The sequence below is a fragment of the Enterobacter cloacae complex sp. P29RS genome, assembly GCF_014893445.1.
Taxonomy (GTDB): Bacteria; Pseudomonadota; Gammaproteobacteria; order Enterobacterales; family Enterobacteriaceae; genus Enterobacter; species Enterobacter intestinihominis.
On record NZ_JADBPZ010000027.1, the window covers coordinates 49,056 to 72,598 of the forward strand.

Sequence of the window (23,543 nt, forward strand, 5' to 3'; positions counted from 1 at the left end):
CGGGTGCATCAGTCCTGATGTGCTTTCTTCGCTTTGCTCTGGCGCATCATGCGCGTTCTGTCGATAAATTCATGGGTAATGGGATCGTGATAGCGTGACGGCCATATCACCCACGGATGCGTATCCAGCGCCGTCGCAATAATCAGTTCCCCCTTCGGCCATGGGCGGGTCAGGGCGTTTGCCAGCGTCGACGAGCTCAGCCCATGACGACGTGATTCGGCAGCCAGCGATGTCCCTTTTTTACGCAGTGCCGCAATAATGTCAGCAGAATGCCAGTCGATGAATTTTGTATCCATAATGCTGTCCTTGTGTTCGTTATCGTCCACGTCGTTTCGTGTGAAAAGACAGCATTACTATACTCACTTCGAACATCTGTTCTAAAAAGTTCATGTTACGAGAAGCAATATTCAGAATAAGGCACGGCTTTATACATACGGCCTGTAACCTGATGAGCTTACGCGTAAATGTAATTTATTGGTGCGTACTGGAACCTCCCTACGAGATCGCAGGGAGATGAGGAGGGGATTAACGGTCGCGCTGGACGGCGATGTGCGCGAGGCCGATTAGCGCATCACGCCATGGGCTGTCGGGAATGACCTGAATTGCGGCGATGGCTTTGTCTGCTTCTTCTTCAGCACGCTGACGCGTCCATTCAAGGGAACCACAGATGGCCATTGTTTCCAGTACCGGTTCCAGAAGATGGCGACCATTTCCCTGCTCGATAGCCTCCCGGATCATTTTCGCCTGCTCTGGTGTGCCATTGCGCATCGCGTGGAGCAGCGGCAGCGTTGGCTTGCCTTCGTTCAGGTCATCGCCAACGTTTTTACCGAGCGTTTCGCCATCCGCGCTGTAGTCCAGCAAATCATCAATCAGCTGGAACGCGGTGCCGAGGTAACGGCCATAGTCCTGAAGCCCTTTTTCCTGAGCTTCGCTACAGCCTGCCAGAATGCCGGAGCACTGCGCGGCGGCTTCAAACAGACGTGCGGTCTTGCTGTAAATCACCCGCATATAGTTTTCTTCGGTGATATCCGGGTCGTTGACGTTCATCAACTGTAGGACTTCGCCTTCAGCGATAACGTTTACGGCTTCTGACATCACTTCCAGCACCTTCAGCGAGCCAAGGCTGGTCATCATCTGGAAGGCTCGGGTATAGATAAAATCCCCTACCAGAACGCTTGCCGCATTACCAAACGCGGCATTGGCGGTGGCTTTGCCACGACGCATGTCTGATTCATCCACAACATCGTCATGAAGCAGGGTGGCGGTGTGGATAAATTCGATCAGCGCCGCGATCGTGACGTGGGCATTTCCCTGATAGCCAACCGCGCGTGCGGCCAGAATGGCAATCATCGGACGAATACGTTTACCGCCGCCGCTGACGATGTAATAGCCCAACTGATTGATCAGCTGAACGTCAGAGTTGAGTTGCTCCAGGATTGCTGCATTCACACCCGCCATATCTTGCGCGGTTAACTCATTGATTTTTTCTAAATTCATCGCAAAAGCCGGGCTTTTTATCCTGTTTATCCCACACGAGATGGGTACACAAAGGGTTTCGGTTTATAAATAGTATTGCTGATTGTACTGAAAAAATGGCTCAGATAAACGTTACCGTACGTGTTGTGTTTTTTTTCTTCATGTATTGATGGTAGCACTTGTCAAAGGCTCGCGTTTTGCGTAATATTCGCGCCCTATTGTGAATATTTATAGCGCACTCTGAATCATACGAGGATGTGCGCGGAAGCGGAGTTTATATGTACGCGGTTTTCCAAAGTGGTGGTAAACAACACCGAGTAAGCGAAGGTCAGACCGTTCGCCTGGAAAAGCTGGACATCGCAACTGGCGAATCTGTTGAGTTCGCTGAAGTTCTGATGATCGCAAACGGTGAAGAAGTCAAAATCGGCGTTCCTTTCGTTGATGGCGGCGTTATCAAAGCTGAAGTTGTTGCTCACGGTCGTGGCGAGAAAGTTAAAATCGTTAAGTTTCGTCGTCGTAAACACTATCGTAAGCAGCAGGGCCACCGTCAGTGGTTCACTGATGTGAAAATTACTGGCATCAGCGCCTAAGACCTGAGGAGAGATTTAAATGGCACATAAAAAGGCTGGCGGCTCCACACGTAACGGTCGCGATTCAGAAGCTAAACGCCTGGGCGTTAAGCGTTTCGGTGGCGAATCCGTTCTGGCGGGTAGCATCATCGTTCGTCAGCGTGGCACCAAGTTCCACGCGGGTACCAACGTAGGTTGCGGTCGTGACCACACTCTGTTTGCTAAAGCAGACGGTAAAGTGAAATTTGAAGTTAAAGGCCCGAACAACCGTAAATACATCAGCATCGTTGCTGAGTAAGGTTTTCTCGGTCCGGTAACGGATTAAAGCCCCGCAACGTGTTGCGGGGCTTTTTACATTGGAAACCCGGAAAATTTTCTGTAGGGAAAACGGGCATGAAGCAGCAGGCCGGCATTGGTATTCTTTTGGCGCTCACTACCGCAATGTGCTGGGGTGCACTGCCAATTGCAATGAAGCAGGTACTGGAAGTGATGGAACCGCCCACGGTGGTGTTTTATCGCTTCCTGATGGCAAGCATTGGCCTGGGCGCCATTCTGGCCGTCAAAGGTAAGCTGCCACCGCTGCGCATCTTCCGAAAACCGCGCTGGCTGGTGTTACTGGCTATCGCGACGGGCGGTCTGTTCGGTAACTTCATTCTGTTCAGCTCTTCCCTGCAATATCTTAGCCCTACAGCGTCGCAGGTGATTGGTCAGCTATCACCGGTCGGCATGATGGTCGCCAGCGTATTCATCCTCAAGGAGAAGATGCGCGGTACGCAGATCATCGGGGCAAGCATGCTGCTTTGCGGTCTGGTGATGTTCTTTAACACCAGTCTGATCGAGATTTTTACCCGCCTGACGGATTACACCTGGGGTGTCATTTTTGGGGTGGGCGCAGCAACGGTCTGGGTGAGTTATGGCGTCGCGCAAAAGGTGTTATTGCGTCGACTTGCCTCACAGCAGATCCTATTTTTGCTGTACACTTTGTGTACACTGGCATTATTGCCGTTAGCTAAGCCGGGGGTGATTACCCAGCTCAGCGACTGGCAACTGGCGTGCCTCATTTTTTGTGGGCTGAACACGCTGGTCGGTTATGGCGCGCTGGCTGAAGCCATGGCGCGCTGGCAGGCAGCACAGGTGAGCGCCTTAATCACGCTTACCCCGCTGTTTACGCTGTTATTTTCAGATTTGTTATCAATGGCCTGGCCCGATGTCTTCGTCAAGCCGATGCTCAACCTGTTGGGTTATCTCGGTGCGTTTGTCGTGGTTGCGGGCGCGATGTATTCCGCCATTGGTCATCGTCTCTGGGGGCGTTGGCGCAAAAATGAAGCGGTTGTAATAGTCCCCCGCTCAGGCGAATGAGTTACGGAGAGTAAAATGAAGTTTGTTGATGAAGCGACGATTCTGGTCGTGGCAGGTGATGGCGGTAACGGTTGTGTAAGCTTCCGCCGTGAAAAATATATTCCTCGTGGCGGTCCTGACGGCGGTGACGGTGGGGACGGTGGCGACGTGTGGCTGGAGGCGGATGAAAACCTCAACACGCTGATCGACTACCGTTTCGAAAAATCTTTCCGCGCCGAACGTGGGCAGAACGGCCAGAGCCGCGACTGTACCGGTAAACGCGGTAAAGACGTGACGATCAAAGTGCCGGTAGGTACGCGTGTCATCGATCAGGGCACGGGCGAAACCATGGGTGATATGACCAAACACGGTCAGCGCCTGATGGTGGCGAAAGGCGGCTGGCACGGTCTGGGTAACAGCCGTTTCAAATCTTCCGTTAACCGTACCCCGCGTCAGAAAACCATGGGTACCCCGGGTGATAAGCGCGACCTGCAACTGGAACTGATGCTGCTGGCGGATGTGGGGATGCTGGGTATGCCAAACGCCGGTAAATCGACGTTTATCCGTGCGGTCTCTGCGGCGAAACCAAAAGTGGCGGATTATCCGTTTACGACACTGGTACCGAGCCTGGGCGTTGTCCGTATGGATAACGAGAAGAGCTTCGTGGTCGCTGACATCCCGGGTCTGATTGAAGGGGCAGCAGAAGGCGCCGGTCTGGGGATTCGCTTCCTGAAGCACCTTGAGCGTTGTCGCGTACTGTTGCACCTCATCGACATCGATCCAATCGACGGTTCCGATCCGGTTGAAAACGCCCGTATCATTATCGGTGAGCTGGAGAAATACAGTGAAAAACTGGCGCAAAAACCGCGCTGGCTGGTATTTAACAAGATCGACCTGATGGATAAAGCGGAAGCTGAAGCGAAAGCTAAAGCGATTGCCGAAGCGATGGGTTGGGAAGATAAGTACTACCTGATCTCTGCCGCCAGCCAGGTTGGCGTGAAAGATCTCTGCTGGGATGTGATGACCTTTATCATCGAGAATCCGGTTGTTCAGGCAGAAGAGGCGAAACAGCCTGAAAAAGTTGAATTCATGTGGGATGACTACCACCGCCAGCAGCTCGAAGAGCTGGAAGCGGATGAAGATGATGAAGACTGGGACGATGACTGGGATGAAGACGACGAAGAAGGCGTCGAGTTCATCTACAAGCACTAACCTCAGTATAAAGCCCCTTAACGGGGCTTTTTTTTATCCTATTTTCGCCGGTAACCAACAGCTGGCGATGAGGCCGCCCTCAGCGCCGTTCTCCAGCGTTAAATAGCCATGATGGAGCTGTACGATACGCTGTACGATGCTCAGCCCAAGGCCGCTGCCGCCGTAGCGCTGGTCGAGACGTCGGAAAGGTTCGGTGATCGACTGGCGGTGTGCCTCATCAATACCCGGCCCCTGATCGGTAACGCTCACCCGGGTACCGCTCTCCGTCGCTGTTAATGCCACTTCAATGGTTGTGCCTGCCGGGCTGTAGCGGGCGGCATTCTCCAGAAGGTTCCTTAGCATCAGACGTAACAGGACGGCGTCGCCCTGTACCGTCATCGCGCTGTGGGCCGGCCATATCACCGTATGCTCTTTGGCTTCATGCTCCAGGCTAAGCGGAGCAATGATCGTCTCAGTCCAGTTCACGGTATCGTAATGGCCGCTGGCCATCGCCTGTCCGGCACGCGCCAGCATCAGCAGCTGTTCCACCGTGTGCATCAACTGATCGATCCGGTTTATCAGTGGTGTGGCCTGCGGGGAACCGGACTGAGCCATCAGTTCCAGATGGAGCCTGATCCCCGCAAGCGGCGTACGTAACTCGTGTGCCGCATCGGCGGTAAACAGGCGTTCCTGTTGAATAGTGTGATCCAGCCGGGCGAGGAGTTGATTGAGCGATGTGGTCACAGCGCCTATCTCTTCCATATCAGAATACATCGGCAGGGGAGTCAGATTATCCGCCGAACGGTTCGCAAGGCTGACGCGAAGTTTGTTGAGTGGTCGGGTGATCCAGGTGACGGCCCAGAATGAGAAGAACAGGGTAAAACCGACCATCACCAGAGAAGGGACCAGCAGGGAGGCAATGGCTTCGCGGATCTCTTTTTCGACATGGTTGTTGCGCGCTTTCGCAGACAACGTTTCATTCACCAGAAAACCGATTTGCTCGCGGCTCTCATGCCACAGCCAGACTACGCTAACCAGTTGAAAAAATAGCAGTATAACCGCCAGCAACACCATTAATCGCCGGCGCATACTGTTCATTTCTGGCTCTCCAGACGGTAACCCACGCCACGTACGGTTTTGATGCGATCTTTACCGAGCTTGCGGCGCAGATTATGAATGTGAACTTCAAGCGTGTTTGATCCTGGATCGTCCTGCCAGGAGTAGATGTCCTGTTGCAGCGTTTCACGGTGCACGGTCTGCCCGCTGCGCATGATCAGACGCGTCAGCAGAGCGAACTCTTTTGGGGTCACTTCCACAGGCTGAGACTGGCGCAGCACCTGCTGAGTTTGCAGATTGAGGGTGATATCCCCGTCCGTCAGCAGGTTGTCGCTGTGGCCCTGATAGCGGCGGATTAACGCCCGTACGCGAGCCTGTAGCTCGGCAAGGGCGAAGGGTTTTACCAGATAATCGTCAGCGCCAGAATCCAGCCCGTTAATTCTGTCTTCAATGGCATCGCGGGCGGTGAGAATCAATACGGGATTCTCCACTCCGCGACGACGCCACTGGCAGAGCAGCGTCGCGCCGTCTTTATCCGGCAGTCCCAAATCCAGGATCACAAGGCTGTATTCTCCGCTCTGGATCAAGGCATCTGCTTCAGCCGCCGTGGCGGCACAATCCAGGGCGTAGCCCTCATTCCCCAGCGCCAGCGCTAACCCTTCCTGTAATAACAGATCGTCTTCAACTATCAGTAGTTTCATCGCTAGTTATTCTGGTAGATGTCCTTATAGAGCCTGCTTTCGAAACGCACCAGTGGAATACGACGATTGCGCTGGTCAGCCGGTTCGACGGCATAGCCGGAAAGATACTGCACAAAGGCCATGCGTTGCCCGCTGGCTGTCGTGATAAAACCGGCAAGGTTGTAAACGCCTTGCAGGGAACCCGTTTTGGCTGACACTTTGCCATCCACGCCTGCAGCGTGAAGGCCCGCACGGTACTGAAGTGACCCATCGTGTCCGGCGAGCGGCAGCATTGTAATAAAGTTTAGCTCAGCGTCATGCTGAGCGATGTACTGCAACACCTGCATCATGGTGGCCGGTGAGATCAGGTTATGGCGCGATAAACCGGAACCGTCGACAGCGATCGTATTGCCCAGATCGATACCCGCCTGCTGGCGCAGGATCTGACGTACGGCATCAGAACCGGCCCGCCAGGTTCCTGGCACACCAAAGCGCGCATGCCCAATCATACGGAACACCGTGTCGGCAATCATGTTATCCGACTTTTTCAGCATAATCTTAAGCAAATCATGCAGTGGCGCGGACTGTTTGCTGGCAATCACCGTGCCTGGTTCATTCACCTGCGTCTGGCGCAGCAGCGTTCCGGTGTAGGTTATGCCCGCCTGCTTCAGTTCATCTTTAAAAATGGCACCGGCATAGCCTGCGCCATCCTGAATGGCAAAGGCCAGCGGGAGGGGATCGGCCCGCTGGGTCAGGCAGCCGGTGAGCGTATAGCGATTGAGATCGCCCGGTACCACGTCGAGCTCACAATACTGCGCCTCCGGGGAGCCTTTCGCCAGCGTCCGCACCTGGCTGAACATCGTGACCGGGTAGTAAGACGCCACGCGGATAAACGCTAAGTCATTGGGTTTTGGCGCGCTGTAAAGCGATACGGAGAAGCAGTTACGGTCAACGATGGCGGCGGCTGGCGGGGCGCTAAAGCACTGCGTCATGTCGTTCCATGGCCAGCCAGGCGCTTTATCGTGGCTGGCGAAAATGGAGGTGTCGATCAGCACGTTGCCATCAATTTTTGTTACGCCGGATTTTTTCAGTACCGCCACCATGTTGCGGACATCCTGGCGCTTAAAGGTGGGATCGCCACCAAAACGGGCGATAAGATCGCCTTTCAGTTCGCCACCCTCAACGTTACCTCTGGTTTCAAGGGTGGTAGTAAAACGGAAGTCAGGCCCGAGCTGGAGCAGGGCGGCGAGGGCAGTGATCACCTTCTGGGTACTGGCAGGCAGCGCCATCTGTTGACTGTGATAGTCAATCTCGGGAGCCTGCGCGCCAACCTTCTGCACCATCAGGGCAAGGTTCGCGCCGGCGGGCAGTTGATTAATGTACTCATCAACATTCGCGGCCTGAACGGTGAACGTTATACTGGTAGTCAATCCGATGATAAAACTGGAAAATCGCATAATCTCGCGCTAACAACCCGAAAACAAACCGTCATACTACGGTGCATGGCACTGTAAAGTAAACGATGACCCATAGTGAACTTCGCGGTAAAATGCGTATCAAATTGAAAAATTGCTGCTGACCTGGGGCGTTGCTCCCGGGTCGGTTTTCTTTTTGCTTCTGGCCTGTTCAGGTGGGCTGGAGCAGGGAACACTGCTCCCAACAGGAATGTTTAAGAGGTATAACAAATGCAAGCTATTCCGATGACCTTACGTGGTGCCGAAAAACTGCGCGAAGAGCTGGATTTTCTGAAATCCGTACGTCGCCCTGAAATCATCGCCGCTATCGCGGATGCGCGTGAGCATGGCGACCTGAAAGAGAATGCTGAATACCACGCGGCGCGTGAGCAGCAGGGTTTCTGCGAGGGGCGCATCAAAGATATCGAAGCGAAACTGTCCAACGCGCAGGTTATCGATATCACTAAAATGCCAAACAACGGTCGCGTGATCTTTGGCTCTACCGTCACCGTCCTGAATCTGGACAACGACGAAGAGCAAACCTATCGCATCGTGGGTGATGATGAAGCGGACTTCAAACAGAACCTGATTTCGGTGAACTCCCCGATTGCTCGCGGCCTGATTGGCAAAGAGCAGGATGATGTTGTGATTATCCGCACCCCGGGTGGCGAAGTGGAATACGAAATTATTAAGGTTGAATACCTGTAATTCGCTTCTCTTCTAAGATGTTGATACATTGTAAAGAAAAGAAAAAGGCCGCATAGCGGCCTTTTATCAACTCAAGGAGCATGGCATTTTGCTCGCCTGCTGAAAGAAATCCCTCGTTTCACACAGAAAATGTGTTTGATTCAGGATATCCTTAACGTGGCAGCGAGATTTTGCGCTCTTTAGATGGGCGATAGAGCACCAGCGTTTTACCGATGACCTGTACATTACAGGCGCCGGTTTCGCGCACGATGGCTTCCACGATCAGGTTTTTAGTGTCTCTGTCTTCAGAGGCGATTTTCACCTTGATCAGCTCGTGGTGTTCCAGCGCTTGTTCAATCTCGGCAAGCACCCCTTCGGTCAAACCATTGTTGCCAAGCATCACTACAGGCTTGAGCGGATGTGCCAGACCTTTAAGGTGCTGTTTTTGTTTAGTACTCAGATTCATCGTATATTTTTGCTTACGTTGGGATTGAAAACGGTTCATTCTACCGCCATCTCCCTAATATCGCCAAATAGCTGCGTAGAAATTTACGTCACAGGCAAGTAACGATGAACCAGGACGGAAATGTTAAATGACAGGTAAAAAGCGTTCTGCCAGCTCCAGCCGCTGGCTTCAGGAACACTTTAGCGATAAATATGTTCAACAGGCGCAGAAAAAGGGGTTACGTTCCCGCGCCTGGTTTAAACTTGATGAAATACAGCAAAGTGACAAACTTTTTAAACCGGGAATGACGGTGGTCGACCTCGGTGCGGCACCTGGCGGATGGTCCCAGTATGCGGTTACGCAGATCGGCGGAACGGGCCGTATCATCGCATGCGATCTTTTACCAATGGATCCCATCGTCGGTGTCGACTTCCTTCAGGGCGACTTTCGTGATGAATTAGTGCTTAAAGCATTACTTGATCGTGTAGGTGACAGTAAGGTCCAGGTTGTCATGTCGGATATGGCACCAAATATGTGTGGAACACCGGCGGTGGATATCCCCCGCGCCATGTATCTGGTGGAACTAGCGTTAGAAATGTGTCGTGATGTACTAGCGCCTGGTGGTAGTTTTGTTGTGAAGGTGTTTCAGGGCGAAGGTTTCGAGGAGTATCTTAAGGAAATTCGCTCCCTGTTTGCGAAGGTCAAAGTTCGTAAGCCGGACTCTTCCCGGGCCCGTTCCCGTGAAGTGTATATTGTAGCGACCGGGCGAAAATGATAACCGGTAGATTTCAGGCGAAAGTTTGAATGAAACTGGATATAGAGTATCCTGACGCTGTTTTTAACACAGTTGTAATATGAGGTTAATCCCTTGAGTGACATGGCGAAAAACCTAATACTCTGGCTGGTCATTGCCGTTGTGCTGATGTCAGTTTTCCAGAGCTTTGGGCCCAGCGAGTCGAATGGCCGCAAGGTGGATTATTCTACCTTCCTGCAAGAGGTCAATCAGGACCAGGTTCGCGAAGCGCGTATCAACGGACGTGAGATCAACGTTACCAAGAAAGATAGTAACCGTTACACGACTTACATCCCGGTGAACGATCCTAAGCTGCTTGATAACCTTCTGACCAAAAACGTCAAAGTGGTAGGCGAGCCGCCGGAAGAACCAAGCCTGTTGGCTTCTATCTTCATTTCCTGGTTCCCGATGCTGCTTCTTATCGGTGTCTGGATCTTCTTTATGCGCCAGATGCAGGGCGGTGGTGGCAAAGGTGCCATGTCGTTCGGTAAGAGCAAGGCGCGTATGCTGACGGAAGACCAGATCAAGACCACCTTTGCTGACGTAGCAGGTTGTGACGAAGCAAAAGAAGAGGTGGGTGAACTGGTTGAATACCTGCGCGAGCCGAGCCGTTTCCAGAAACTGGGCGGTAAGATCCCGAAAGGCGTCCTGATGGTCGGCCCTCCGGGTACCGGTAAAACCCTGCTGGCAAAAGCCATCGCGGGTGAAGCGAAGGTGCCGTTCTTTACTATTTCAGGTTCTGACTTCGTTGAAATGTTCGTCGGTGTCGGTGCATCTCGTGTGCGTGACATGTTCGAGCAGGCTAAGAAGGCAGCACCGTGCATCATCTTCATCGATGAAATCGACGCCGTTGGCCGCCAGCGTGGCGCAGGCCTGGGCGGTGGTCACGATGAACGTGAGCAGACCCTGAACCAGATGCTGGTTGAAATGGACGGCTTTGAAGGTAACGAAGGTATCATCGTTATCGCGGCAACTAACCGTCCAGACGTACTCGACCCTGCGCTGCTGCGTCCAGGCCGTTTCGACCGTCAGGTTGTGGTCGGTCTGCCGGATGTTCGTGGTCGTGAACAGATCCTGAAAGTGCATATGCGTCGCGTACCGCTGGCGCCAGATATCGACGCGGCAATCATCGCGCGTGGTACTCCAGGCTTCTCCGGTGCGGATCTGGCTAACCTGGTCAACGAGGCAGCACTGTTTGCCGCTCGCGGTAACAAGCGTGTAGTGTCCATGGTGGAATTTGAGAAAGCGAAAGACAAAATCATGATGGGTGCGGAACGTCGCTCCATGGTGATGACGGAAGCGCAGAAAGAGTCCACGGCATATCACGAAGCGGGCCACGCGATTATCGGTCGTCTGGTCCCGGAACACGATCCGGTACACAAGGTGACGATCATTCCACGCGGTCGTGCGTTGGGTGTGACCTTCTTCCTGCCTGAAGGTGACGCGATCAGCGCCAGCCGTCAGAAGCTGGAAAGTCAGATTTCAACCCTGTACGGCGGTCGTCTGGCAGAAGAGATCATCTACGGTGCGGAACATGTTTCCACCGGTGCGTCGAACGATATTAAAGTGGCGACAAACCTGGCACGTAACATGGTGACCCAGTGGGGCTTCTCCGACAAACTCGGTCCGCTGCTCTATGCAGAAGAAGAGGGCGAAGTATTCCTGGGCCGCTCCGTGGCAAAAGCGAAACATATGTCCGATGAAACGGCTCGTATCATCGACCAGGAAGTGAAAGCGCTGATTGAGCGTAACTACGCTCGCGCCCGTCAGATCCTGAATGACAATATGGACATCCTGCATTCGATGAAAGATGCGCTCATGAAATATGAGACCATCGATGCGCCGCAGATTGACGACTTGATGGCTCGCCGCGAAGTGCGTCCGCCAGCAGGCTGGGAAGACCCAGGCGCGTCTAACAATTCTGACAACAATGGCACCCCGCGTGCACCGCGTCCGGTCGATGAACCGCGTACGCCAAACCCGGGCAACACCATGTCAGAGCAGTTGGGCGACAAGTAAGTCACTGCTGTTGAAGCGTTTGTCTGTACATCAAACCCTGGAGCGTGCTCTGGGGTTTTTCTTTTTTATATAACCATGCAAATAACAGGGATTTAGCCATGAAACTCTTCGCCCAGGACTCGCATCTCGACCTTTCACATCCGCATGTGATGGGGATCCTGAATGTCACGCCTGATTCCTTCTCTGACGGCGGCACGCATAACTCGCTTATCGACGCGGTTAAACACGCGAATTTAATGATCAACGCGGGTGCCACCATCATTGACGTTGGAGGGGAGTCAACGCGGCCTGGCGCGGCGGAGGTTTCGGTGGAAGAAGAGCTGGCGCGCGTGGTGCCGGTGGTGGAGGCTATCGCCCGGCGCTTTGAAGTGTGGATCTCCGTTGATACCTCCAAACCCGAAGTGATCCGTGAGGTGGCGAGAGTGGGCGCTCACATTATCAATGATATCCGCTCGCTGACCGAGCCGGGCGCAATTGAAGCCGCCGCTGAAACCGGGCTACCGGTGTGTCTGATGCATATGCAGGGCCAGCCTAAGACAATGCAGGAGGCGCCAAAATATGAAGATGTATTTGCCGACGTCACCCGCTTCTTTATTGAGCATATCGAACGCTGTGAACGTGCGGGTATCGCAAAAGAGAAATTGCTGCTCGACCCGGGCTTCGGTTTCGGTAAAAATCTCTCACACAATTACGCGTTGCTTGCGCGCTTATCAGAGTTTCATCAGTTCGGCCTGCCACTGCTGGTGGGAATGTCGAGAAAATCGATGATTGGTCAGTTGTTGAATGTCGGGCCGAACGAACGTCTGAGCGGCAGTCTGGCCTGCGCGGTGATTGCCGCGATGCAAGGTGCACACATCATTCGCGTCCATGACGTAAAAGAAACAGTAGAAGCCATGCGTGTGGTGGAAGCCACACTGGCAGCGAAGGAAAACAAACGCTATGAGTAATCGTAAATATTTTGGTACCGATGGCATCCGTGGGCGCGTAGGCGATGCGCCAATTACCCCTGACTTTGTCCTGAAGCTGGGTTGGGCGGCGGGTAAGGTACTGGCGCGTCATGGCTCCCGTAAGATCATTATTGGTAAAGATACCCGTATTTCAGGTTATATGCTGGAGTCCGCGCTGGAAGCCGGGCTGGCGGCGGCGGGGCTTTCAGCTTCCTTTACGGGGCCAATGCCGACCCCTGCTGTTGCCTATCTGACTCGTACCTTCCGTGCGGAAGCGGGCATCGTCATTTCAGCTTCTCATAATCCGTTCTATGACAACGGTATCAAATTCTTCTCCATCGACGGCACTAAACTGCCGGATGACGTGGAAGAGGCGATTGAAGCGGAAATGGAGAAAGAGATCACCTGTGTCGACTCCGCTGAGCTGGGTAAAGCCAACCGTATTGTCGATGCCGCAGGCCGCTACATTGAATTCTGCAAAGGCACGTTCCCGAATGAACTGAGCCTGGCACACCTCAAAATTGTGGTGGACTGTGCAAACGGTGCGACCTATCACATTGCGCCGAATGTTTTCCGCGAGCTGGGCGCGAAAGTGATCACCATCGGCTGCGAGCCGGACGGTCTGAACATCAATGAAGAAGTCGGCGCGACAGACGTGCGTGCCTTGCAGGCGCGTGTACTGGCTGAAAAAGCCGATCTGGGTATTGCCCTGGATGGCGATGGCGACCGTGTGATCATGGTTGACCACGAAGGTAACAAGGTCGACGGGGATCAGATCCTCTACATCATTGCGCGTGAAGGCCTGCGTCAGGGGCAACTGCGCGGTGGCGCGGTGGGCACGCTGATGAGCAATATGGGTCTGGAGCTGGCGCTGAAACAGCTGGGCATCCCGTTTGTTCGCGCGAAAGTGGGTGACCGCTACGTGCTGGAAAAACTTCAGGAAAAAGGCTGGCGCATTGGCGCGGAAAACTCCGGCCACGTGATCCTGCTCGATAAAACCACCACCGGTGACGGCATTGTGGCGGCGCTTCAGGTTGTTGCCGCGATGGCGCGTAACCATATGAGCCTGCACGATCTGTGCAGCGGCATGAAAATGTTCCCGCAGATCCTGGTGAACGTGCGTTTCACCGCTGGTAAAGGCGACCCGCTGGAAAATGATAACGTGAAAGCGGTGATGGCAGAGGTGGAAGCGACGCTTGGCAGCCGTGGACGCGTCCTGCTGCGTAAGTCGGGTACCGAGCCGCTGATCCGCGTGATGGTGGAAGGTGAAGACGAAGCGCAGGTAACTGAATTTGCGCACCGCATTGCGGATGCAGTGAAAGCTGCATAATCTTTGAGAATAAGTGTTTAAAAAGGCGGCGTTTGCCGCCTTTGTTTTAAGCAATTAATGGCTTTTTGCTGTTTTTTTCCGCAGTTGATACAATGCCTCGAAAATGCCCTTGCGAAGGTGATTCGCTTTGGTTAGTATTCACACCCGCTTCAGTGGGAAACAAAATCCTGCTAATTGGTCGAAGCATTGGTATGCGGCAAATCCGCAAGGAACAGGTTGATTATGTACGAAGCTCTTTTAGTTATTTTCCTTATTGTAGCCATCGCTCTCGTAGCGCTGATTATGCTGCAGCAAGGTAAAGGCGCTGATATGGGAGCCTCCTTCGGAGCAGGCGCTTCCGGTACGCTGTTCGGTTCAAGTGGTTCTGCGAACTTCATGACCCGTACGACGGCGATTCTGGCTACGCTGTTCTTCATCATCAGTCTGGTGCTGGGCAATATCAACAGCAACAAGACCAGTAAAGGAAGCGAGTGGGAAAATCTGAGCGCGCCAGCAAAAACTGAGCAAACTCAGCCAGCTGCACCGGCTAAGCCAACCAGCGATATCCCGCAGTAAGTATTCAGTACCGAGGTGGTGGAATTGGTAGACACGCTACCTTGAGGTGGTAGTGCCCTAACGGGCTTGTGGGTTCGAGTCCCATCCTCGGTACCAATATTCCAGAAGAAAGACGTCGCAAGACGTCTTTTTTTTCGTCTGTACATTCTGTGTTTCCGATCTATTGTAGGGCGGGTAAGCGCAGCGCCGCCCGCCGTTTTGCCCGGTGGCGCTGCGCTTACCGGGCCTACGAAGACCACAAAAAAGGCGCCCATTGGGCGCCTTTTGCATGTCTTGCTGTCGATTACTTCTTATCGCTGTGTTCCAGGTTCTCAACCTGCGGCAGACCATTACCGGAATTCGCGGAGAGCAGGCCATTCTCAACATAGTTGAACAGCTTCTCACGGGTATCGGTGATGTCCAGGTTACGCATGGTCAGCTGGCCAATACGATCGTCCGGAGAGAATACTGACTCACCTTTCTCCATGGTCAGACGCTCTGCTTTATAGGTCAGGTTGTCAGACACGGTATTGAGGATGGAGTAATCATTGCCGCGACGCAGTTCCAGCGTCACTTCGCCGGTGATTGCGCTCGCCACCCAACGTTGCAGGGCGTCACGCAGCATCAGCGCCTGTGGATCAAACCAGCGACCCTGATACAGCAGTTTGCCCAGCTGACGGCCATGAGCGTGATACTGCTCAATGGTGTCTTCGTTGTGAATACCGGTCAGCAGACGCTCGTAAGCGATGTGCAGCAGCGCCATCCCCGGAGCTTCGTAAATGCCACGGCTTTTCGCTTCGATGATACGGTTTTCGATCTGATCGCTCATACCCAGACCGTGACGACCGCCGATGCGGTTTGCTTCCAGCATCAGTTCAACATCGTCTGAGAAGGTTTTACCGTTCAGGGCAACCGGATGACCGCGTTCGAAACGCACGGTCACTTCTTCCGCCGGGATCTTCACGTTCTCATCCCAGAATTTTACGCCCATGATCGGGTTAACAATTTTTACGCTGGAGTTCAGGAATTCCAGGTCTTTCGCTTCGTGCGTCGCACCCAGCATGTTGGAGTCGGTTGAGTAGGCTTTTTCAACGGACATCTTATAGTCAAAGCCGCAGGCAATCATAAACTCAGACATTTCATGACGGCCACCCAGTTCGTCGATGAAGTCGGTATCCAGCCACGGTTTGTAGATCTGCAACTCGGCGTTGGTCAGCAGACCGTAACGATAGAAACGTTCAATATCGTTGCCTTTATAGGTACTGCCATCACCCCAGATGTTCACGCCATCTTCTTTCATGGCGGCGACCAGCATGGTGCCGGTGACAGCACGACCCAGCGGAGTGGTATTAAAATAGGTCAGGCCGCCGGTAGTGTTATGAAAAGCACCGCACTGGATAGCGGCAATGCCTTCAGCGACCAGTTGCTTACGGCAGTCAATCAGACGTGCGTTCTCTGCGCCATACTCCATGGCACGACGAGGGATCGCGTCATAATCTTCCTCGTCCGGCTGACCCAGGTTCGCAGTATATGCATACGGAACCGCTCCCTTCTGGCGCATCCACAGCAGTGCAGCGCTGGTATCCAGGCCGCCTGAGAAAGCGATGCCAATACGTTGTCCTACCGGAAGATGCTTGAGAATCGTCGTCATAGAATAAAACCCTGCTTGATTGACTGATTAGAGACCGCTTTCGCTCTCTTGTGCATTTTTATGCAAAATAAGTGAGTATTCATTTAATCATCTTTTGTCGAAGACCGGAAGAGACTCGTGCGTTTTTTGTAAAAAAATTGGTCTGTTCTGTCTGGCAGAAGCTGGGTTGACAGGTGGGGTCAACTATCAATATACTAAACGCCGATTTTACGTCCCGTCTTCGGTACCAAATCCCAGCATTATTTGCAAATTCTGTCCAAAACGCGTAGAATTTGCCACGTTTCAGGCGCGGGGTGGAGCAGCCTGGTAGCTCGTCGGGCTCATAACCCGAAGGTCGTCGGTTCAAATCCGGCCCCCGCAACCACTTTCCTATAAAGTTCTTTTTCAAATATACTGTGAAGACTTAGAGCCTTCGTAGCTGGATTTGAAAAAATTCTTTCGGAAAGTGCTCCAGGCCACAGTTGTGGCTATAGGGTTCAGTTATCTAAAGCCCCGATTTATCGGGGTTTTTTGTTATCTGACTACAGAATAACTGGGCTTTACGCCCTTTTTTTATGTCTTGGGGGTGGGCTTGTCCACATTAGAGCAAAAATTAACAGAGATGATTACTGCACCGGTCGAAGCACTGGGCTACGAACTGGTCGGCATCGAATTCGTTCGCGGCCGCACATCGACGCTGCGCATCTATATTGATAGTGAAGATGGCATCAATGTTGATGATTGTGCTGATGTCAGCCACCAGGTGAGTGCGGTTCTTGATGTTGAAGATCCGATTACCGTTGCGTACAACCTGGAAGTTTCCTCACCTGGCCTCGATCGTCCGATGTTCACGGCCGAGCACTATGTGCGCTTTACCGGTGAAGAAGTGGCTCTCGTTCTGCGTATGGCCGTACAGAACCGCCGTAAATGGCAGGGAATTATCAAAGCCGTTGATGGTGAAATGATCACGGTGACAGTCGAAGGCAAAGATGAAGTGTTCGCGCTGAGTAATATCCAGAAGGCGAACCTGGTTCCCCACTTTTAACAGTCTGGATTGAGGTGAAAAGCCCGCGATGAACAAAGAAATTTTGGCTGTTGTTGAAGCCGTCTCCAACGAGAAATCACTGCCGCGTGAGAAGATTTTCGAAGCGCTGGAAAGTGCACTGGCTACAGCAACCAAGAAAAAATACGAACAAGAGATCGATGTTCGCGTAGAAATCGATCGTAAAAGCGGTGACTTCGATACATTCCGTCGTTGGGTAATCGTTGAAGAAGTGACCCAACCGACCAAAGAGATCACCCTGGAAGCGGCACGTTTTGAAGACGAAAGTCTGAACGTGGGTGACTACGTTGAAGATCAGATTGAATCTGTCACCTTCGACCGTATCACCACCCAGACCGCGAAGCAGGTTATCGTGCAGAAAGTTCGCGAAGCCGAGCGCGCGCTGGTTGTCGATCAGTTCCGCGATCAGGAAGGCGAAATCATCACTGGCGTGGTGAAGAAAGTGAACCGCGATAACATCTCTCTGGAGATCAAATCCGAAGGGCTGCCGGGTAACGCTGAAGCCGTTATCCTGCGTGAAGACATGCTGCCGCGTGAAAACTTCCGCCCAGGCGACCGTATTCGTGGTGTGCTGTATGCCGTACGTCCTGAAGCACGTGGTGCACAGCTGTTCGTGACGCGTTCTAAACCAGAAATGCTGGTTGAACTGTTCCGTATCGAAGTGCCGGAAATCGGCGAAGAAGTTATCGAAATCAAAGCGGCGGCCCGCGATCCGGGTTCCCGTGCGAAAATTGCGGTGAAAACCAACGACAAGCGTATCGACCCGGTCGGTGCTTGCGTCGGTATGCGTGGCGCACGTGTTCAGGCGGTTTCTACCGAACTGGGCGGCGAGCGTATTGATATCGTTCTGTGGGACGACAATCCGGCGCAGTTCGTAATCAACGCAATGGCACCGGCTGATGTGGCGTCTATCGTTGTTGACGAAGACAAACACACCATGGATATCGCTGTAGAAGCGGGCAACCTGGCGCAGGCGATTGGCCGTAACGGTCAGAACGTACGTCTGGCGTCACAGCTGAGCGGCTGGGAACTCAACGTGATGACCGTTGATGACCTTCAGGCCAAGCATCAGGCTGAAGCCCACGCGGCGATCGATACCTTCACCAAATACCTGGACATTGACGAAGACTTCGCCACTGTGCTGGTTGAAGAAGGTTTCTCTACGCTGGAAGAACTGGCCTACGTGCCAATGAAAGAGCTGCTGGAAATTGACGGTCTGGATGAACCAACCGTTGAAGCCCTGCGTGAACGCGCTAAAAACGCACTGACCACCCTGGCGCTGGCTCAGGAAGAAAGCCTTGGCGATAAGAAGCCGGCTGATGACCTGCTGAATCTGGAAGGTCTTGATCGTGCGATTGCGTTCAAGCTGGCTGCCCGTGGTGTTTGTACGCTGGAAGATCTCGCTGAGCAAGGCGTTGATGACCTGGCCGATATCGAAGGTTTAACCGACGAGAAAGCCGGCGAACTCATCATGGCCGCACGTAATATTTGCTGGTTCGGCGACGAAGCGTAATAAACTGTAGCAGGAAGGAACAGCATGACTGATGTAACTGTAAAATCGCTGGCTGCTGAGATTCAGACCTCCGTGGACCGCCTGGTACAGCAATTTGCTGATGCAGGGATCCCGAAGGCCGCTGATGACTCGGTGACCGCGCAAGAAAAACAAACCTTGTTAGCGCACCTGAACCGTGAACACGGCTCTACGCCTGACAAGTTAACGCTGCAGCGCAAAACGCGTAGCACGTTGAACATCCCTGGTACCGGTGGCAAAAGCAAATCGGTACAAATTGAAGTCCGCAAGACGCGCACCTTTGTAAAACGTGATCCGCAAGAGGCAGAACGCCTTGCTGCGGAAGAGCAGGCACAGCGTGAAGCGGAAGAACAAGCTCAGCGTGAGGCAGAAGCCACTGCCAAACGCGAAGCAGAATTAAAAGCTGAACGTGAGGCCGCAGAAAAAGCGAAACGCGACGCCGGTGAAAAAGCGAAGCGTGACGCTGCGGAAAAAGACAAAGTGAGCAATCAACAGACCGACGAAATGACCAAAACTGCCCAGGCTGAAAAAGCCCGCCGTGAAAATGAAGCTGCCGAGCTGAAGCGTAAAGCGGAAGAAGAAGCCCGCCGCAAGCTTGAAGAAGAAGCTCGCCGCGTCGCCGAAGAAGCGCGTCGCATGGCAGAAGAAAACGAGAAGAACGGTGTGAATACCGCTGAACCAACTGAAGACAACAGCGATTATCACGTAACCACTTCTCAGCATGCGCGCCAGGCAGAAGACGATAACGACCGTGAAGTTGAAGGTGGTCGTGGCCGTACTCGCAGTACAAAAGCGGCGCGTCCTGCGAAAAAAGGTAACAAGCACGCTGAATCTAAAGCTGACCGTGAAGAAGCACGTGCAGCGGTTCGCGGTGGTAAAGGCGGTAAGCGTAAAGGTTCCGCTCTGCAGCAGGGCTTCCAGAAGCCAGCTCAGGCCGTTAACCGTGACGTTGTGATCGGCGAAACCATCACCGTTGGCGAACTGGCTAACAAGATGGCGGTGAAAGGCTCTCAGGTCATCAAAGCGATGATGAAGCTGGGCGCAATGGCCACCATCAACCAGGTCATCGACCAGGAAACCGCACAGCTGGTTGCCGAGGAGATGGGCCACAAAGTTATCCTGCGTCGTGAAAACGAGCTGGAAGAAGCAGTAATGAGCGACCGTGATACGGGCGCAGCGGCTGAACCGCGCGCACCGGTTGTGACCATCATGGGTCACGTTGACCACGGTAAAACCTCTCTGCTTGACTACATTCGTTCTACTAAGGTTGCCTCCGGCGAAGCGGGTGGTATTACCCAGCATATCGGTGCTTACCACGTAGAAACCGAAAACGGCATGATCACCTTCCTGGATACCCCAGGCCACGCAGCGTTTACCTCAATGCGTGCTCGTGGTGCTCAGGCAACGGATATCGTTGTTCTGGTTGTTGCTGCCGATGATGGCGTGATGCCACAGACCATTGAAGCTATCCAGCACGCGAAAGCGGCGCAGGTGCCTTTGGTTGTTGCAGTCAACAAAATCGATAAGCCAGAAGCCGATATGGATCGCGTTAAGAACGAACTGTCACAGTACGGCGTTATGCCGGAAGAGTGGGGCGGTGAAGCGCAGTTCATCCCTGTATCTGCAAAAGCAGGTACCGGTATCGACGACCTGCTGAACGCTATCCTGCTTCAGGCTGAAGTTCTGGAGCTGAAAGCGGTTCGTAAAGGTATGGCGAGCGGCGCGGTAATCGAATCCTTCCTGGATAAAGGTCGTGGTCCGGTTGCAACCGTTCTGGTTCGCGAAGGTACTCTGCACAAGGGCGACATCGTTCTGTGTGGTTTCGAATACGGTCGCGTTCGTGCGATGCGTAACGAACTGGGTCAGGAAGTGCTGGAAGCGGGTCCGTCCATCCCAGTGGAAATCCTCGGCCTGTCCGGTGTTCCGGCTGCCGGTGACGAAGTAACCGTGGTACGTGACGAGAAGAAAGCACGTGAAGTGGCGCTGTATCGTCAGGGTAAATTCCGTGAGGTGAAACTGGCTCGCCAGCAGAAATCTAAACTCGAGAACATGTTCGCCAACATGACTGAAGGCGAAGTTCACGAAGTGAACATCGTTCTGAAAGCGGACGTGCAGGGTTCTGTGGAAGCGATCTCCGACTCCTTGCTGAAACTGTCTACCGACGAAGTGAAAGTGAAGATCATCGGTTCTGGCGTAGGTGGTATCACCGAAACTGACGCAACCCTGGCAGCCGCGTCCAACGCTATCCTGGTTGGCTTCAACGTTCGTGCTGACGCATCTGCGCGTAAAGTTATCGATGCTGAAAGCCTGGATCTGCGTTACTACTCCGTCATCTATAACCTGATTGACGAAGTGAAAGCAGCGATGAGCGGCATGCTGTCTCCTGAGCTGAAACAGCAGATCATCGGTCTGGCTGAAGTACGTGACGTGTTCAAATCACCGAAATTCGGTGCGATCGCGGGCTGTATGGTTACCGAAGGGACCATTAAGCGTCACAACCCAATCCGCGTACTGCGCGACAACGTGGTTATCTACGAAGGTGAGCTGGAATCCCTGCGCCGCTTCAAAGATGACGTTAACGAAGTTCGTAACGGCATGGAATGTGGTATCGGTGTTAAGAACTACAACGACGTTCGCGTTGGCGATATGATCGAAGTGTTCGAGATCATCGAAATTCAGCGTACCATCGCGTAATCTTCGTCAACTGAAGATTAATTAGCGTAGGCCGGGTAAGCGAAGCGCCACCCGGCAGTAATTTTAAAAAGGGGCTTAAGCCCCTTTTTTGTCTGGAGAATTTATTATGGCGAAAGAATTTGGTCGCCCACAGCGCGTCGCGCAGGAGATGCAGAAAGAGATCGCTCTCATTCTGCAACGTGAAATCAAAGATCCACGCGTGGGGATGATGACCACCGTGTCTGGCGTGGAAATGTCCCGCGACCTGGCGTACGCCAAAGTGTTTGTGACATTCCTGAATGACCAGGATGAAGACGCCGTGAAGAACGGCATTAAAGCGCTGCAGGAAGCCTCTGGTTTCATCCGCTCTCTGCTTGGCAAAGCGATGCGTCTGCGTATTGTGCCGGAGCTGACCTTCTTCTACGACAACTCGCTGGTTGAGGGTATGCGTATGTCCAACCTGGTGACCAGCGTGGTGAAACATGACGATGAGCGTCGTGTTAACCCGGCGGACGACAGCAAGGAGGACTGATGAGTCGTCCTCGTCGTCGCGGTCGTGACGTGCATGGCGTGCTGTTGCTGGATAAACCACAGGGCGCATCCAGCAACGACGTGCTGCAAAAAGTAAAGCGTATTTATAACGCCAATCGCGCGGGGCACACCGGCGCGCTGGATCCGCTGGCAACCGGGATGCTCCCGATCTGCCTGGGTGAAGCGACAAAGTTTTCCCAGTATCTGCTGGATTCCGATAAGCGCTACCGCGTGATTGCCAAACTGGGCCAGCGCACGGACACTTCCGATGCGGATGGTCAGGTGGTTGAAGAGCGCCCGGTAACCTTCAGCGCAGAGCAACTTGATGCGGCGCTGGAGAGCTTCCGGGGCGACACAATGCAGGTGCCGTCGATGTATTCGGCGTTAAAATATCAGGGCAAGAAGCTTTACGAATATGCGCGTCAGGGCATTGACGTTCCGCGTGAAGCCCGTCCGATTACCGTGTATGAGCTGTTGTTCATTCGCCACGAAGGTGATGAGCTGGAGCTGGAAGTACACTGTTCGAAAGGGACCTACATCCGCACCATCATTGACGACCTCGGTGAAAAGCTGGGCTGCGGCGCGCATGTGATTTATCTGCGTCGTCTGGCGGTCAGCAAGTATCCGGTCGAACGTATGGTAACGCTTGAGCATCTGCACGCCCTGGCTGAACAGGCGCAAGCGCAGGGAATTGCGCCGGCAGATCTGCTGGATCCGCTGCTGATGCCAATGGACAGTCCGGCAGCAGATTTCCCGGTTGTTAATCTTCCTTTAACATCGTCCGTTTACTTTAAGAACGGAAACCCGGTCCGCACAACGGGGGCGCCGCTTGAGGGCCTGGTCCGTGTGACGGAAGGGGAGGAAGGCAAGTTTATCGGGATGGGCGAAATGGACGGTGAAGGGCGCGTTGCCCCGCGTCGTCTGGTCGTCGAATACCCGGTCGAAGCGTGACGGTGATAACGCCTCACCTTGCGATAAGCAGGGGAGACGAGTAGAATATCGCCGCTTAACGCCTGGTAAATTGTTTAACAATCTGCGGGGCGTACATGGGATAGCTGAATTAGAGATCGGCATCCTTACATTCTTTATACTTTGGAGTTTGAAAATGTCTCTAAGCGTTGAAGCTAAAGCTAAAATCGTTTCTGAGTTTGGTCGTGGTACTAACGACAGCGGTTCTACCGAAGTTCAGGTTGCACTGCTGACTGCACAGATTAACCACCTGCAGGGTCACTTTGCAGAGCACAAAAAAGATCACCACAGCCGTCGTGGTCTGCTGCGTATGGTTTCTCAGCGTCGTAAACTGCTCGACTACCTGAAGCGTAAAGATGTTGCACGCTACACCGCGCTGATCGAGCGTCTGGGTCTGCGTCGCTAATTCTTGCGAGTTTCAGAAAAGGGGGCCTGATGGCCCCTTTTTTCAACCAGACGGCAGCAATTCAGGGGAAACTATTGTATTGTTGCTATAAATGATCTTCATTGCAGAGGTTCGCGCGGCTAATGAGAGGCTTCACCCATGGGGGTGTCGGTTGTCATTAGTCGCGAGGATGCGAAGAAGGTCGGGTTAAATCGTCAGCACACCTGAGGTGTGCTTTCAAA

General features: G+C 53.3%; 23 protein-coding genes and 2 tRNA genes. 18 read left to right on the plus strand and 7 right to left on the minus strand.

Features of this window, described 5'->3' with window-relative positions:
- Positions 1–8 precede the first annotated feature (8 nt).
- Positions 9–296 (minus strand): DNA-binding transcriptional regulator SfsB, encoded by a 288-nt coding sequence (gene sfsB / locus IM282_RS18800; protein WP_022649524.1) that lies wholly within the window; start codon positions 294–296, stop codon positions 9–11.
- A gap of 229 nt (positions 297–525) precedes the next feature.
- On the minus strand, positions 526–1,497 hold the full coding sequence (gene ispB, locus IM282_RS18805) for an octaprenyl diphosphate synthase (RefSeq protein ID WP_006812126.1): 972 nt from the start codon (positions 1,495–1,497) through the stop codon (positions 526–528).
- A gap of 257 nt (positions 1,498–1,754) precedes the next feature.
- On the opposite strand from ispB, the gene rplU reads away from it, so the two are divergent.
- From rplU to cgtA, 4 genes are all read left to right on the plus strand, one after another.
- The gene (gene rplU / locus IM282_RS18810; protein ID WP_003025032.1) at positions 1,755–2,066 is read left to right on the plus strand and encodes a 50S ribosomal protein L21; all 312 of its coding nucleotides are present in this window, start codon (positions 1,755–1,757) and stop codon (positions 2,064–2,066) included.
- 19 nt (positions 2,067–2,085) lie between these two features.
- Positions 2,086–2,343 carry a 50S ribosomal protein L27 gene (rpmA, locus tag IM282_RS18815; protein ID WP_003861831.1) on the plus strand — a complete coding sequence of 86 codons (258 nt, stop codon included), beginning with the start codon at positions 2,086–2,088 and terminating at the stop codon, positions 2,341–2,343.
- A 95-nt stretch (positions 2,344–2,438) separates the two neighbouring features.
- On the plus strand, positions 2,439–3,404 hold the full coding sequence (locus tag IM282_RS18820; RefSeq protein WP_003861826.1) for a DMT family transporter: 966 nt from the start codon (positions 2,439–2,441) through the stop codon (positions 3,402–3,404).
- Positions 3,405–3,419: 15 nt separating this feature from the next.
- Positions 3,420–4,595, plus strand: coding sequence for an Obg family GTPase CgtA (cgtA, locus tag IM282_RS18825; protein ID WP_046620879.1), 1,176 nt, complete (start codon positions 3,420–3,422; stop codon positions 4,593–4,595).
- A gap of 33 nt (positions 4,596–4,628) precedes the next feature.
- On the opposite strand, the gene pmrB is transcribed toward cgtA, so the two are convergent.
- The 3 genes from pmrB to dacB are packed head-to-tail and all read right to left on the minus strand — an operon-like array spanning position 4,629 to position 7,767.
- Positions 4,629–5,672 carry a two-component system sensor histidine kinase PmrB gene (pmrB, locus tag IM282_RS18830; protein ID WP_063163494.1) on the minus strand — a complete coding sequence of 348 codons (1,044 nt, stop codon included), beginning with the start codon at positions 5,670–5,672 and terminating at the stop codon, positions 4,629–4,631.
- Positions 5,669–6,331, minus strand: coding sequence for a two-component system response regulator PmrA (pmrA, locus tag IM282_RS18835; RefSeq protein WP_003861819.1), 663 nt, complete (start codon positions 6,329–6,331; stop codon positions 5,669–5,671). Before pmrA ends, pmrB begins: the two co-directional genes overlap by 4 nt.
- A 2-nt stretch (positions 6,332–6,333) precedes the next feature.
- The gene (dacB, locus tag IM282_RS18840) at positions 6,334–7,767 is read right to left on the minus strand and encodes a serine-type D-Ala-D-Ala carboxypeptidase (protein ID WP_003861817.1); all 1,434 of its coding nucleotides are present in this window, start codon (positions 7,765–7,767) and stop codon (positions 6,334–6,336) included.
- 228 nt (positions 7,768–7,995) lie between these two features.
- Here dacB and greA point away from each other — a divergent pair, with 228 nt between their 5' ends.
- Positions 7,996–8,472, plus strand: a complete 477-nt coding sequence (gene greA / locus IM282_RS18845; protein WP_023298719.1) for a transcription elongation factor GreA — start codon at positions 7,996–7,998, stop codon at positions 8,470–8,472.
- Between the two features lie 151 nt (positions 8,473–8,623).
- Here the strand turns inward: greA and yhbY are convergent, their stop codons facing one another.
- Complete coding sequence (gene yhbY / locus IM282_RS18850) at positions 8,624–8,917, minus strand: ribosome assembly RNA-binding protein YhbY (RefSeq protein ID WP_003861814.1); 294 nt, start codon at positions 8,915–8,917, stop codon at positions 8,624–8,626.
- A 127-nt stretch (positions 8,918–9,044) separates the two neighbouring features.
- Here yhbY and rlmE point away from each other — a divergent pair, with 127 nt between their 5' ends.
- The 6 genes from rlmE (at position 9,045) to IM282_RS18880 (ending at position 14,636) form a co-directional block, all read left to right on the plus strand.
- Complete coding sequence (gene rlmE, locus IM282_RS18855) at positions 9,045–9,671, plus strand: 23S rRNA (uridine(2552)-2'-O)-methyltransferase RlmE (RefSeq protein WP_003861812.1); 627 nt, start codon at positions 9,045–9,047, stop codon at positions 9,669–9,671.
- Between the two features lie 102 nt (positions 9,672–9,773).
- A complete protein-coding gene (gene ftsH, locus IM282_RS18860) occupies positions 9,774–11,708 on the plus strand; it encodes an ATP-dependent zinc metalloprotease FtsH (protein ID WP_003861810.1) in 1,935 nt (644 codons plus the stop codon).
- Between the two features lie 98 nt (positions 11,709–11,806).
- A complete protein-coding gene (gene folP, locus IM282_RS18865) occupies positions 11,807–12,655 on the plus strand; it encodes a dihydropteroate synthase (RefSeq protein WP_022649520.1) in 849 nt (282 codons plus the stop codon).
- Positions 12,648–13,985 carry a phosphoglucosamine mutase gene (gene glmM, locus IM282_RS18870; protein ID WP_003861804.1) on the plus strand — a complete coding sequence of 446 codons (1,338 nt, stop codon included), beginning with the start codon at positions 12,648–12,650 and terminating at the stop codon, positions 13,983–13,985. The genes folP and glmM overlap by 8 nt, the downstream gene beginning before the upstream one ends.
- Before the next feature lie 222 nt (positions 13,986–14,207).
- Complete coding sequence (secG, locus tag IM282_RS18875; RefSeq protein ID WP_003861803.1) at positions 14,208–14,540, plus strand: preprotein translocase subunit SecG; 333 nt, start codon at positions 14,208–14,210, stop codon at positions 14,538–14,540.
- 9 nt (positions 14,541–14,549) lie between these two features.
- A tRNA-Leu gene (locus IM282_RS18880) sits at positions 14,550–14,636 on the plus strand.
- Positions 14,637–14,823: 187 nt separating this feature from the next.
- Here IM282_RS18880 and argG read toward each other — a convergent pair.
- On the minus strand, positions 14,824–16,170 hold the full coding sequence (argG, locus tag IM282_RS18885) for an argininosuccinate synthase (protein ID WP_022649518.1): 1,347 nt from the start codon (positions 16,168–16,170) through the stop codon (positions 14,824–14,826).
- Between the two features lie 287 nt (positions 16,171–16,457).
- Between argG and IM282_RS18890 the strand changes: the two genes are divergently transcribed.
- The 7 genes from IM282_RS18890 to rpsO all read left to right on the plus strand — a co-directional run bounded on the left by IM282_RS18890 (position 16,458) and on the right by rpsO (position 23,322).
- Positions 16,458–16,534 (plus strand) — tRNA-Met (locus IM282_RS18890).
- 207 nt (positions 16,535–16,741) lie between these two features.
- Positions 16,742–17,194 carry a ribosome maturation factor RimP gene (rimP, locus tag IM282_RS18895; RefSeq protein WP_014833432.1) on the plus strand — a complete coding sequence of 151 codons (453 nt, stop codon included), beginning with the start codon at positions 16,742–16,744 and terminating at the stop codon, positions 17,192–17,194.
- A 28-nt stretch (positions 17,195–17,222) separates the two neighbouring features.
- Positions 17,223–18,725, plus strand: coding sequence for a transcription termination factor NusA (gene nusA / locus IM282_RS18900; RefSeq protein WP_003861798.1), 1,503 nt, complete (start codon positions 17,223–17,225; stop codon positions 18,723–18,725).
- 24 nt (positions 18,726–18,749) lie between these two features.
- Complete coding sequence (gene infB / locus IM282_RS18905) at positions 18,750–21,437, plus strand: translation initiation factor IF-2 (protein WP_022649517.1); 2,688 nt, start codon at positions 18,750–18,752, stop codon at positions 21,435–21,437.
- A gap of 106 nt (positions 21,438–21,543) precedes the next feature.
- The gene (gene rbfA, locus IM282_RS18910) at positions 21,544–21,948 is read left to right on the plus strand and encodes a 30S ribosome-binding factor RbfA (protein ID WP_003861793.1); all 405 of its coding nucleotides are present in this window, start codon (positions 21,544–21,546) and stop codon (positions 21,946–21,948) included.
- A complete protein-coding gene (gene truB, locus IM282_RS18915; RefSeq protein WP_023298718.1) occupies positions 21,948–22,898 on the plus strand; it encodes a tRNA pseudouridine(55) synthase TruB in 951 nt (316 codons plus the stop codon). The genes rbfA and truB overlap by 1 nt, the downstream gene beginning before the upstream one ends.
- Positions 22,899–23,052: 154 nt before the next feature.
- Complete coding sequence (rpsO, locus tag IM282_RS18920) at positions 23,053–23,322, plus strand: 30S ribosomal protein S15 (RefSeq protein ID WP_003861789.1); 270 nt, start codon at positions 23,053–23,055, stop codon at positions 23,320–23,322.
- The last annotated feature ends 221 nt before the right edge of the window (positions 23,323–23,543 follow it).

Excerpts from the sequence above, each read along its gene's own strand:
- sfsB (WP_022649524.1), bottom strand. The coding sequence starts at position 296 with ATGGATACAAAATTCATCGACTGGCATTCTGCTGACATTATTGCGGCA.
- ispB (WP_006812126.1), bottom strand. The coding sequence starts at position 1,497 with ATGAATTTAGAAAAAATCAATGAGTTAACCGCGCAAGATATGGCGGGT.
- rplU (WP_003025032.1), top strand. The coding sequence starts at position 1,755 with ATGTACGCGGTTTTCCAAAGTGGTGGTAAACAACACCGAGTAAGCGAA.
- rpmA (WP_003861831.1), top strand. The coding sequence starts at position 2,086 with ATGGCACATAAAAAGGCTGGCGGCTCCACACGTAACGGTCGCGATTCA.
- IM282_RS18820 (WP_003861826.1), top strand. The coding sequence starts at position 2,439 with ATGAAGCAGCAGGCCGGCATTGGTATTCTTTTGGCGCTCACTACCGCA.
- cgtA (WP_046620879.1), top strand. The coding sequence starts at position 3,420 with ATGAAGTTTGTTGATGAAGCGACGATTCTGGTCGTGGCAGGTGATGGC.
- pmrB (WP_063163494.1), bottom strand. The coding sequence starts at position 5,672 with ATGAACAGTATGCGCCGGCGATTAATGGTGTTGCTGGCGGTTATACTG.
- pmrA (WP_003861819.1), bottom strand. The coding sequence starts at position 6,331 with ATGAAACTACTGATAGTTGAAGACGATCTGTTATTACAGGAAGGGTTA.
- dacB (WP_003861817.1), bottom strand. The coding sequence starts at position 7,767 with ATGCGATTTTCCAGTTTTATCATCGGATTGACTACCAGTATAACGTTC.
- greA (WP_023298719.1), top strand. The coding sequence starts at position 7,996 with ATGCAAGCTATTCCGATGACCTTACGTGGTGCCGAAAAACTGCGCGAA.
- yhbY (WP_003861814.1), bottom strand. The coding sequence starts at position 8,917 with ATGAATCTGAGTACTAAACAAAAACAGCACCTTAAAGGTCTGGCACAT.
- rlmE (WP_003861812.1), top strand. The coding sequence starts at position 9,045 with ATGACAGGTAAAAAGCGTTCTGCCAGCTCCAGCCGCTGGCTTCAGGAA.
- ftsH (WP_003861810.1), top strand. The coding sequence starts at position 9,774 with ATGGCGAAAAACCTAATACTCTGGCTGGTCATTGCCGTTGTGCTGATG.
- folP (WP_022649520.1), top strand. The coding sequence starts at position 11,807 with ATGAAACTCTTCGCCCAGGACTCGCATCTCGACCTTTCACATCCGCAT.
- glmM (WP_003861804.1), top strand. The coding sequence starts at position 12,648 with ATGAGTAATCGTAAATATTTTGGTACCGATGGCATCCGTGGGCGCGTA.
- secG (WP_003861803.1), top strand. The coding sequence starts at position 14,208 with ATGTACGAAGCTCTTTTAGTTATTTTCCTTATTGTAGCCATCGCTCTC.
- argG (WP_022649518.1), bottom strand. The coding sequence starts at position 16,170 with ATGACGACGATTCTCAAGCATCTTCCGGTAGGACAACGTATTGGCATC.
- nusA (WP_003861798.1), top strand. The coding sequence starts at position 17,223 with ATGAACAAAGAAATTTTGGCTGTTGTTGAAGCCGTCTCCAACGAGAAA.
- infB (WP_022649517.1), top strand. The coding sequence starts at position 18,750 with ATGACTGATGTAACTGTAAAATCGCTGGCTGCTGAGATTCAGACCTCC.
- rbfA (WP_003861793.1), top strand. The coding sequence starts at position 21,544 with ATGGCGAAAGAATTTGGTCGCCCACAGCGCGTCGCGCAGGAGATGCAG.
- truB (WP_023298718.1), top strand. The coding sequence starts at position 21,948 with ATGAGTCGTCCTCGTCGTCGCGGTCGTGACGTGCATGGCGTGCTGTTG.
- rpsO (WP_003861789.1), top strand. The coding sequence starts at position 23,053 with ATGTCTCTAAGCGTTGAAGCTAAAGCTAAAATCGTTTCTGAGTTTGGT.